This is a genomic window from Pleurocapsa sp. CCALA 161, from assembly GCF_003003995.1.
Lineage (GTDB): Bacteria > Cyanobacteriota > Cyanobacteriia > Cyanobacteriales > Xenococcaceae > Waterburya.
This window is the reverse complement of sequence record NZ_PVWF01000025.1, coordinates 40,576-51,509: the sequence shown is the minus strand read 5'-3', so window position 1 is coordinate 51,509 and position 10,934 is coordinate 40,576. Positions and strand designations below refer to the sequence as shown.

Genomic DNA, 10,934 nt, shown 5'->3' with positions numbered 1-10,934 from the left:
AACATCTTGCTCAATGAAGGTCTGAGGGCATGGATGGCAACTCAAGACCAACCACATCAAAACTTTGAATTCCCAGAAGAAGTATTACCTCGTGGTAACGCGCTGTAATTAACCTTGATTAGACTTGCTTAAATTTCTTTAAGCTTTGTTAATAAGCTCCTCGTTACGGGGAGCTTATTTTCATAGATATGTTTGATGTGGTTTTAGAGCTATATTTTTTGTTGATGGTTTATCGGGTTTCGTCTTTAATAGCAGAGAGCAGAAGGATCAATTAATAATAATAATTAGCGACCTAGACTATTATTTTTAACTGCTCCACGATAGGCTGGAAGATAGGACTCTAATATTCAAGATGATTAGTACGGGATAGTAATTAGTTGTGCCAAAGCCAAAAGCCGGCATTGTTTATAACGATATTAAGCCGATCGCCTGCAAAGTTGCCTCAGAAATTACCGAAAAGCTAACCGCCTGTGGCTGGGATGTATGCATGGCTACTGGCATGGGAGGTATTTTAGAATACTCCACTCCTGGTAGTGCTGTCTGTCATACTCGAATTGAGCAGTTAACCCCTGCTAACTTCGATCCAAGTGTTAAATTTGCAGTTGTTTTGGGCGGAGATGGTACGGTTTTATCTGCATTTCGACAACTTGCTCCTTATCATATTCCTCTGTTGACTGTTAATACGGGACACATGGGTTTTTTAACCGAAAGCTACTTAAGCCATCTCAACGATGACTTAGAGCAACTAATGAGTGGAGAATATGAAATTGAAGAACGTTCCATGTTGGCAGTCAGAGTATTTCGTCACGATACTATACTGTGGGAGGCTCTTAGCCTCAACGAAATGGTTTTGCATCGCGAACCCTTGACTAGTATGTGTCATTTTGAAGTGAAAATTGGTGATCATGCTCCTGTAGATGTCGCGGCGGACGGGATTATTATTTCTACCCCTACTGGCTCAACTGCTTATGCTTTGAGTGCAGGGGGGCCTGTCTTAACCCCTGATGTACCTGTCTTGCAGCTAGCGCCGATTTGCCCTCATTCTCTGGCTTCTCGCTCGTTAGTATTTAGCGATCGCGAACCCGTAACAGTTTTTCCCGCCACGCCAAACCGCATGGTGATGGTGGTTGATGGGAACGGTGGCTGTTATATTTTGCCAGATGACCACATCTTAGTCGAAAAATCCATCTATCCTGCCAAATTTATTCGTCGGCGATCGCCTGAATTCTTCCGTATTCTACGAGAAAAGTTAGGCTGGGGACTGCCTCATATCGCTAAACCGACATCGGTAGAATTGCCCTAAACTAGCATTAACCTGATTGTTGCCGTAGGAGTCCTAAGATTTTGGTAAATAAATACAGCGCTACTGATTCATCTATTCTGCTGCTGACAGACGATCTTTTTGCTCAGCAGGCGAGTCTTGATCTGAAAACTTTAGGCTATCAGCCTGTGATCGAAACAGCTCAAAAGGGATGGTCTAAACTAAAGGTTTATCAACCAGTAATGGTGATTGTTGACCGTGGGTTTACAGGCAAATCTGGATTTGATTTGTGTCGTCAGTTACGTTGTGCGGGAGAACATATTCCTGTATTGATGTTGGTCGAACAGGAGACTGTTCCTGAACGGGTTGCTTGCCTTGAAGCAGGTGCTGATGATTACTTGTTGAAGCCTTATCAGAAAGATAAATTGTTAGAGCAGGTCAATTTGTATCTTCAGACAGAAACAGATATTCCTGAGCAGTTAAGGTTTGGTGAATTAATTTTAGATTTAAGCACTCGTCAAGCTATGAGAGGAGATCAAGTAATCGGACTGACAATGAAAGAGTTTGAATTACTTAAGTATCTCATGTCCAATCCCGAACAGGTAATGACTAGAGAAGAAATTATTGAAAATGTTTGGGGCTACGATTATCGTGGTGAATCCAACGTGATTGAAGTATATGTTCGCTATTTGCGTCTGAAGATTGAAAGTCAAAATCATAAAAGGCTAATTCAAACTGTCAGAGGAATTGGCTATGTACTACGAGAATAATTATAGCTGGCGAAAGTTAATAGCTGAAAATCAAAATTTAATTCTCAACAAAACAAATTTTCGTCAAAAATATAAAGACTTTATGTAGATTTTTATCGCGATCGCCAAGCAGGCATGGAGTCTAATCACACTTATCTATCAGAGGAAAGAGCCAAAATATTGCTATAAATATTATCCTTTCTGACAAGTAGTTTTATTAAGTGTATTTACGTATTAGAATCCATGTGTCATTATTAAGAACCTAAGATTTTTATTGCAGTCGTTGCTGCTGTATTTAATTGGGTTTAAAGTTTTTAAGCTTCAAGATTGATATTTTAAGAAGTAACTCAATCTTTTAGTGATTAAAAACACAGGCAAAATCTGCGCAATATCTAAATAATGACAAAAATCTTACGAGAAATAATAGCCAAAATTGCGCTTTTTAGTTAGTAAAACTCTCTGATAATTTATAATTTGAAAATTTAAAAAAGGTAACTTACCATGAAACCAGCCATATACGCCACGTTCATCAAGTTTCTAAAAGAAGAATTAGCTCTTTCCAATGATTCCATTAAGATTGTGCAAAAATCTGTAGAAGAGCATCCTGCTCCTATTCCAATGATTCTTTGGCAATATGGTCTAGTTACTTTAGAAGAGCTAGATCGTATTTACGATTGGCTTCATAGTAAAACAAAAATAGATCCGAGCTAAGTCAGAAGAGACTATCTAATATTTAATTCTATATTTACGTTTCATCTGGCGTTTAAATTCTAAAAAAGTTTAATAATTGTTTTGACTGCTAGCCAATCAAAAAGGTGAAAGCTGATTTAAGCTATGCTCACTTTTGTTTGTTTAATTTGTCCGTGTCCTCAATTTATCTGTTCAAAACTAAAACTGTCTTTTGCTAAAAAATACGGTTAAATGGCTTGAAAAGCTCGAAATAATTGCCTTTAACTGCCGCCAAGTATTAATTTTCCACTCTTTGATAGATGAGCTTACCCTGGAGCGAACAGAAGTCAAGAGAGAAAAGTAGTCTTCAACTGTCTAATTTGATCTCGATCGAGTCTAAAATCACTAAATCGCTGATAATGAGGTAATTGCTCACTGCTTACTGAATAATCATGGTGCTTTTGTTGCGGACAATTTCTGAACTGCGCTCCCATTTGAAGGGCTATCGCCAGGCAAATCAAGGCAAAATCGGTTTAGTGCCGACGATGGGAGCGCTGCACCAGGGACACTTAAGCTTGATTACCAAAGCGATCGCTGAAAACAGCTTAGTAGTGGTGAGCATTTTTGTAAATCCCTTGCAGTTTGCGCCGACAGAAGATTTGGCTAACTATCCCCGACAGCTAGAGCAAGACTTACAGCTATGTGAATCAATGGGAGTAGATCTAGTATTTGCTCCCACACCCGAAGAGATGAACAGCAGGGGTGATACAAACGCTTTAAATAATAAGACTACGGTAATTCCACCTCAAAGCATGACGCAGGTGTTATGTGGTAAATATCGCCCCGATCACTTTACGGGGGTTGCAAGTATTGTTACCCAGTTATTCAATATTATTCAGCCAGATAAAGCTTATTTTGGGCAAAAAGATGCCCAGCAGCTAGCTATTATCCGTCGTCTAGTCCAAGACTTAAATATTCCTGTGGCAATTGTTCCTGGTTCGATTATTCGAGAAGCATCGGGACTCGCATTAAGCTCCCGCAATCAATATTTAACCAAGCTAGAAAAAAAAGAGGCTGCTAAAATCTACGAGAGTTTACAACAGGTAAAGTTGGCTTTTACTGAAGGCGAAATCAACGCTACAGCATTAATTGATTTAGTTAAACAGAAATTAGCCAACTCAGAAGAAGTTAAAATTCAATACATTGAGCTAGTCGATCCTGTGAGTCTGCAAGCAATTACCCAGATTAAGCAAACTGGATTACTAGCGATCGCTGTTTATGTTGGTTCTACTCGTTTAATTGATAATATTGTGTTACAAAAACGTCAGCCTATTATTGCTATCGATGGTCCCGCAGGAGCGGGAAAATCTACTGTTACTCGTTCTTTAGCCCATCAATTAGGCTTGCTCTATCTAGATACAGGAGCAATGTATCGTGCTGTCACTTGGTTAGTACAATCATCGGGAATTGCGATTAATGACCATCAGGCGATCGCTAATTTACTCCAAGACCTAGACTTAAAGTTAACCTCTCCCAGTAGTATCGATTTACCCACCGTAGTTGAGATCGACGGTCAAGATGTAACTACAGCTATTCGTACTCTAGAAGTTACGGCAAATGTATCGGCGATCGCAGCAATTTCTGCGGTCAGAGAGAAACTAGTCGAAATGCAGCAGCAGTGGGGAGAACAGGGAGGATTAATTGCCGAGGGACGAGATATTGGCACGAATGTTTTTCCTCATGCCGAATTAAAAATCTTTTTAACCGCAACAGCCTCGGAAAGAGCTAGAAGACGTTTACAAGATTTGCAGGCTCAAGGCATAAATGATATTGACCTTCAACAGCTAGAGCAAGATATTCAACGCAGGGATGAGCAAGACAGTAATCGAGCCATTTCACCTTTGAAAAAAGCCGATGATGCGATCGAATTAATCACGGACAATCTCAGTATTAATCAAGTAATCGACAAAATCGCTCAACTGTATCGACAATTGGTTGCTAGTTATTAGTAATACTAATCAGCTTGGCAAAGGTAATGTTTAATTTCTGCTAGGACTTGTTACTTGTTACTTGTTACTTGTTACTCACTGCTCACCCAAGCTTTTTTACAAATTACAAATAGTTCAACTCCATATTCATCTGACTGAATTGACAAGGGAAGAGAGCGAAATTTAGAACGAGAGAATAGCGATTCTAAATCCTTTGCGAAACGATAAATCGAATGCCACTCTAAAATATGTTCCAGCAAGATCCGATCGGGGTTAGCAGCGTGTAAATTAGCTAAAACAACAATACCGTCAGGTAAAAGATGGTCGTAAATCCAATCAAGGATACGGATAAATTCGCGATCGCACAAACAATTTGCCATACTGACGCTATAGATCATTTTTTGGGGTGGAATATCAATCTGACTATAGCCTTCAGCCATCAGAAAGAAATTATCCTGAACAAAGGTAAGATGATCTTGAAAACCCCATTTATGAGCGATGCTAGCGGCTGAAGATATTTCCTGATGATTAAAATCAACGCAGGTGACATGAATATTAGGTGGCTCGGCTTGAAAGTATAAATTTAAAATTTCTGATGCTGAACCACTGGCGATACTAGCGATGGGTAGGGGAGTTGATTCTGTCCAGCTATGGATTAAATGTTTAATAGTTTCAGTAATTATCCCGCCACGGTATTTGAGAGCTAAACAGGTAGGTCGAGAGCGAATCCAACGATCTAAATAAATGCCTAAATAGCCATCTCCTTCTGGTTCATTTTGGGAAAGCAGCTCAGTAATATATGAGTCGCTAAAATAGCCTCCAGGTCGACGAAAAGATCGATCTAGGAAGCTACTGAGCATAAAAAACGGAAAAGTTTCGCGAAAGATAAAAGTACCAATTGCCTGAGCAATTTCTGGCTCTTCAATAATCTGTTCTCTGAGGGTGCTAATCAACATATTACAGATTTTGTCGATCTGTATTTGAGCATCCAGTTCATTAATTTCTCGATGACGAATTAATTGTTCGATGCTGCTTAAATTCTTTTTAAATAGTTCAGTTTCACTAACTAATTCAGGAGGAATTTCATTTTGTCCCGTTTGTCCCGTACGATAACCGCAATATTCTGGCGCAATACGTACCCGTCGCATTAGATGAGACACCAGAGAAGAAGTTTGCTGGAGACGACTAGAAAGATTGTGTACCAAAGATTGATAAAACCGATCTGATAGACCAGGTTTAGTATCTAGCAAGCCTGCCAGTTGTGCCTGGTTAATCACAAAAATTTCGACATCTTCTTGAGCGATCACAGCGTCAGTAGTCGGTACACCCTCCAAAAAAGAAACCTCGCCAAAAACCTCCCCTGGTTCGAGAAAAGCGATCGCCACATCTCTACCAGTAGCGGCTCGTTCGATTCTAACTGTGCCTTGGCGGACTAAATAGATTGCCTCAGACAAACGACCTTCTTTAAGAATTACGTCATGCTGTTTATATGTGGCTACCTGAGCTTGCTCCAGTAGAACGCTATAGTCCTCAATAGTCAAATATTTCAATCTACTGTCCATTTAGTTTTGGGTTCTCCATACTGCACACCCCAGTTCATTGTTCCCAAATTAATTGCGCTAATCACTATGTATGATTGAGATTAGGATTGGCAGTTAGATACATCAGGATGTTGTGTCTGATGGTAAAGTAAATTCTTCAGTGCAGCCTGTCTTGTGATGGGAGACTCTGTTGCTAAATTCCAAAGACTTTCATAAAAGAAAAAAGATATGCCAGCAAACTTATGCTCACGGGCAATTTTAACCTGCCTGTAGATTCTCTGCCAAGGAATCGGACGACCTTTTAAACCAGTGAGAATGCCTATGCCTACGGGAATGTGTTCTCTTGCTGCTAGAATTTCAGGTTGCTCTAATTCATTAATAAAGGTATCGTGGCGATCGCGATAGATTTGAACAACTAACTCTTCAATTAAGCCTTTTCTTTCCCAGCGGTGCCAGTCAAGTAAGAAAGAATTGAGGGAAAAATCTTGCGGGTTGGGAGAAACAGAAACGATGGCATCAGGATTATGCTGTTTAATTTCGTGGAATAAAGTTTCCACATAATCTGTAATCTTATCCGCACGCCAGCGCACCCAATCTGGGTCTTGTGGATCTGTTGGCGGTAGTTTACCTTGATGCTCCTGTTGATATAGCTTAACGGTATAGTCGTCATAACCTAATTCTGATGGATAGCCAAAATGATCGTCTAGCTGAATACCATCAATGTCATAATTAGAGACAATCTCCACAATTAAATCTGTCATAAACTTCTGTACATCTGGACGCAAAGGATTTAACCACACCCGTTGATGCACCTTGCCTTCCCACCAAATAGTGCTGCCGTCTTGTCTAGCGGTAAGCCATTGAGGATGACGCTTTGCTAATTCCGAATCCGCAGGAGCCATAAAGCCAAACTCAAACCAAGGAATAACCCTCATGTCCTGTTGATGTCCTAGTTCCACCATTTCCGCTAAAATATCTCGGTTTTGAAGTCCTTCTGTTGGGTCGAGAGCTAGACCCGTAAAGGATTCAGCTATCTTAGAAGGATAAAGAGTATAGCCCCAATTCCAAACCGTAGGATAAAGAGTATTAAAATTAGCTTTGGCAAGTAAAGTGATCGCTTCTTTAGTCTGATCGGCTTTAAACAAAACGTCACTATCAACATTAGTTAGCCACACACCACGTATTTCCTGTTGTGGATCCCCAAGGCAAATTTGCTCAGATTGATTTTGATTTATAGGTAGCTGAGAATGTCCAGGGAAAGGCGCGATCGACACAAGAGTAAAAGCCAAAACGAACAAAAATACCCACCAATACAAACGACCCCTCTCTTGGCTAAACTGCACCAATTTATTAGCGAAAATATCAAAGGATTTAGCAATGCGCTCTTTCATGGATACCGAAAATTTTACAGAATATCGCGATTATAACGGGTTTGATAATTACTGATTACCGATTAAGGACAGGTGTTAAAAATATCTAAAACGATTTGAATCCCACAGGCAAATGCTACCAATGTAATAACGACTAAGGAAGATAAGAAATTACAGGCAAAAGCAAGAGTTAAGACAAAAGCAGCAGCACCAAGACGATAGTAAGTTAGGATTTTTTTACATTTAGTTTGACCTAATTCACAGCTTGTCCAATGGAGGTTAGAGAGAATCATTAAACATAAAGCAACTGCTAGACAAAATAAGACTTTCTCTCCTCTGGTAGCATCACTATCTAAGCCACTAATCATTTTTTCGACTCCTACCCCCGTAGCGGTTAAACCGACAGCCAACGGCAAATGAGAATATAGCCAAGTAAGAGCAACTATCATTTTACCTACCCTCATGGCGTGGAGAGGAGATTCATCCACCGTATCGAAATACATCCACCAAAAGCTAAAGGCAATAGATAAACCTAACAAGGCGATCGCAATTGAGGTGGGAGTCCAGACAAGTTCTGACACTCCACCAACTACAGAAACAATAGATTCACCTAAAACAATAATCGTAAATAGCCCAATTCTTTCGGTGATATGAGCCAGATTGGGCGGCACTTTTGCCACTCTTTGTCCTGCGCTTAAAGGAGTGGCAAAGTCAATGATTAAACCCACCCCCCACAGCACCAAACGCCAGGGAAGAGGCACAAATACTGAAGCTAGCCAGAACAATAGGCTGAGACTAAAACCAACTGTATACCAATTGGTAAGCAGTCTTGCTTGGGGAACATGATAACCTGCATGGAGATATTGGCAGATTAATAAGGCACGAAATGCGATATAACTGAGAGCAAAACCCATGGATGAGGTGCTTAAACCATGATGGATATTGGCTGCCAGGCTTGCTGAGATCGCCATCTGGATCAAGGTAATGAGACGATCTATTAAACCATCATTATTAAAACGAGTGTCATAAAAAACTGCACCAGTCCAACACCACCACACGGGGATAAATAAAATACCTAGTTTGGCTAACCCCACTAGGCTAAAATCTCCGTGAAAATTATGGGCTAACTGGGCGATCGCTACTACGAAAATTAAATCGAAAAATAATTCTAGCCAAGTTACCTTACGCTCCCCATCCTCGCATTCTTCTAGCCGTAACTTGGGAGGTTGAAATATTACTCTTGTCATGACAATAAGCTCACCAGCGTTAGTTACCCATAATTTACCAGAAGTAATTTGGCTTGTGAAAGCTTATGCTGAATTTAAATGTGTTTACTTTAAAATAAAAATATCGAATGTGGATTAGCTTCGTTTTATTAGCTCAAATAGGGCGCAAGATTGCCCTAGCTAAACCGCCATCGCCATCTTTAAGCTTAATTGGTAAGCAAATTAGCTCATATTCTCCAGGTTCTACCTCAGCTAAGTTTAGTCCTTCAATTGCCCAAATACCTGAGCCTAATAAAATATGGTGTATTTCGATTACATTTCCTTTGTACCCACCAACAGATAGGTAATCTACGCCTATGGTACGAACTTTTTTTTCTGCCAGGTATCGAGCCGCTTCTGTAGAAATATGCACAAAGTCTTCTACAAAAGTATCAGATTTTAGAGCGAAATCACTGTTGCGAGTTTTAAATAAAATTCGTTCTCCTGGCTTAATCTTGTGGGGTTCTAGCTCTTCCACCTTAACCTGATGGGAATCTTTGATTTCAATTACCCTAGCTCTGCCAATAGTTGCATCCAGAGGCATTTGGTCGATACCGATGCCACCTTTAATGAAGTGATTAATACCGTCAATATGTGTTCCTGTATGAGTGCCAATCGTCATTTTGGAAACATTGCACACATCTCCATGAGCTAAACATTGACTTGGTTCTATACTTATGGCAGGATTATCAGGCCAGTAGGGCATTTCTGGATGAATAGTCAAAGAAATATCGATCCAGTCGTTTGATTGTGGCATAAAGTTGTTTTAGTTTAATTGAATTTGTTTTCCTTGAATTGAATAGTCTAATAACTCAACAGGATGAAATAATTGAACATTTGAACCCTGTAACTCCAAATGTTTTTGAATTTGCAAAGAACAGCCAGGATTAGGCGAAGCGATGACACTCGCTCCAGTATTGATTAAATTATTCGCTTTTTGTCTGCCTAGTTCATCAGCAGTTTCTGGCTGCAACATGTTGTAAATGCCCGCACTTCCGCAGCATAATCCTGCGTCTAGAGGTTCATGCAGTTTAATTCCTGGAATCTGCTTTAACAGTTGGCGCGGTTGCAGGCTAATTTTTTGTCCGTGCAATAAATGACAGGCATCCTGATAAACAAGGTTTAATTCACCTGATGCTAAAGGATGTAGCTTAGTAGTTAACTTAATTTCGGCTAAAAACTCCTGGATATCTTTAATTTTGAGGGAAAACTGTTTGCCTTTGGCTCGATATTCAGGATCATCAGCTAAGATTTGACCATATTCTTTAAGAGTATGACCACAGCCGGCAGCATTAATAATAATTGCATCTAAATCTTGGTCGCTAAAACTATCAATCATCTGTCTTGCTAAAGCCTGTGCCTGTAACTCTTGCCCTTGATGAGCGGGTAAAGCAGCACAACAGCCTTGACTTGGGGGAATTACCACTTCACAACCATTAGCAGTCAATACCCTGGCTGTAGCTTCATTAACAGGAGAAAAGAATAATCGCTGCACACAGCCTAAAATCATACCTACTCGATAGCGTTTTTTGCCCTGGGCAGGTATTACATTAGGTAAATCATTCTGCCAAGCATTGTCGGTTACTTGGGGAAGAATTGCCTCCATTGCAGCTAACCGAGGGGTTAGCTTGTTGAGAATTCCTGTCTTTCTAATTAACCGCTGTAAACCTGATTGTTGATAAAGCCACAGAGGAGGAAGCAGATGTTGCAAGCGATTGGGATAGGGAAAGAGATTAAAAATTAAGGTTCTAATTAACCGATCAGGTAGGCTGCGAGTTAGGTTGCGCTCGATCTGAGGGCGGGTAGCAGCAATTAACTGATCGTATTTTACTCCTGAAGGGCAGGTAGTCACACAGGCTAGACATCCTAAACAGGAATCAAAATGTTGAGCTGTAGTAGTGTCAACGGTTGCTTCTCCTTGATTGATTGCATCCATTAAGTAGATTCTTCCTCTAGGAGAATCCATTTCTTTGCCAATAACTCGATAGCTAGGACAGGTAGAAAGACAAAAACCGCAATGTACGCAAGAATCGATTAATTTTGGTTCAGGAGGATTTTTAAAATCAAAATTGCTCATGTGTCTTTCTTTTA

General features: G+C 40.1%; 9 protein-coding genes and 1 pseudogene. 5 read left to right on the top strand and 5 right to left on the bottom strand.

The annotated features are described in order from the left end of the window. The 5 genes and pseudogenes from C7B62_RS27100 to C7B62_RS08250 all read left to right on the top strand — a co-directional run. Positions 1-108, top strand: a pseudogene (locus C7B62_RS27100) (photosystem II protein D2); the annotation flags it as partial. Positions 109-379: 271 nt separating this feature from the next. Continuing rightward, complete coding sequence (locus C7B62_RS08265) at positions 380-1,303, top strand: NAD(+) kinase (protein WP_106234617.1); 924 nt, start codon at positions 380-382, stop codon at positions 1,301-1,303. A gap of 41 nt (positions 1,304-1,344) precedes the next feature. Continuing rightward, positions 1,345-2,031 carry a response regulator transcription factor NblR gene (gene nblR, locus C7B62_RS08260; protein WP_106234614.1) on the top strand — a complete coding sequence of 229 codons (687 nt, stop codon included), beginning with the start codon at positions 1,345-1,347 and terminating at the stop codon, positions 2,029-2,031. 480 nt (positions 2,032-2,511) lie between these two features. Continuing rightward, the gene (locus C7B62_RS08255; RefSeq protein WP_106234612.1) at positions 2,512-2,721 is read left to right on the top strand and encodes a DUF2949 domain-containing protein; all 210 of its coding nucleotides are present in this window, start codon (positions 2,512-2,514) and stop codon (positions 2,719-2,721) included. 410 nt (positions 2,722-3,131) lie between these two features. Then, positions 3,132-4,688: a bifunctional pantoate--beta-alanine ligase/(d)CMP kinase gene (locus tag C7B62_RS08250; RefSeq protein ID WP_106234609.1), complete on the top strand. Its 1,557-nt coding sequence runs from the start codon at positions 3,132-3,134 to the stop codon at positions 4,686-4,688. Between the two features lie 71 nt (positions 4,689-4,759). Here the strand turns inward: C7B62_RS08250 and C7B62_RS08245 are convergent, their stop codons facing one another. From C7B62_RS08245 to C7B62_RS08225, 5 genes are all read right to left on the bottom strand, one after another. Beyond that, complete coding sequence (locus tag C7B62_RS08245; RefSeq protein ID WP_106234607.1) at positions 4,760-6,229, bottom strand: cyclic nucleotide-binding domain-containing protein; 1,470 nt, start codon at positions 6,227-6,229, stop codon at positions 4,760-4,762. Between the two features lie 80 nt (positions 6,230-6,309). Then, positions 6,310-7,599 carry a glycoside hydrolase family 10 protein gene (locus C7B62_RS08240; protein WP_106234604.1) on the bottom strand — a complete coding sequence of 430 codons (1,290 nt, stop codon included), beginning with the start codon at positions 7,597-7,599 and terminating at the stop codon, positions 6,310-6,312. Positions 7,600-7,661: 62 nt separating this feature from the next. Beyond that, positions 7,662-8,825, bottom strand: coding sequence for a low temperature requirement protein A (locus tag C7B62_RS08235; RefSeq protein WP_106234601.1), 1,164 nt, complete (start codon positions 8,823-8,825; stop codon positions 7,662-7,664). Positions 8,826-8,958: 133 nt separating this feature from the next. After that, on the bottom strand, positions 8,959-9,600 hold the full coding sequence (locus tag C7B62_RS08230; protein WP_106234598.1) for a cyclase family protein: 642 nt from the start codon (positions 9,598-9,600) through the stop codon (positions 8,959-8,961). A gap of 9 nt (positions 9,601-9,609) precedes the next feature. Next, complete coding sequence (locus C7B62_RS08225) at positions 9,610-10,920, bottom strand: (Fe-S)-binding protein (RefSeq protein WP_106234596.1); 1,311 nt, start codon at positions 10,918-10,920, stop codon at positions 9,610-9,612. Positions 10,921-10,934: the final 14 nt, after the last annotated feature.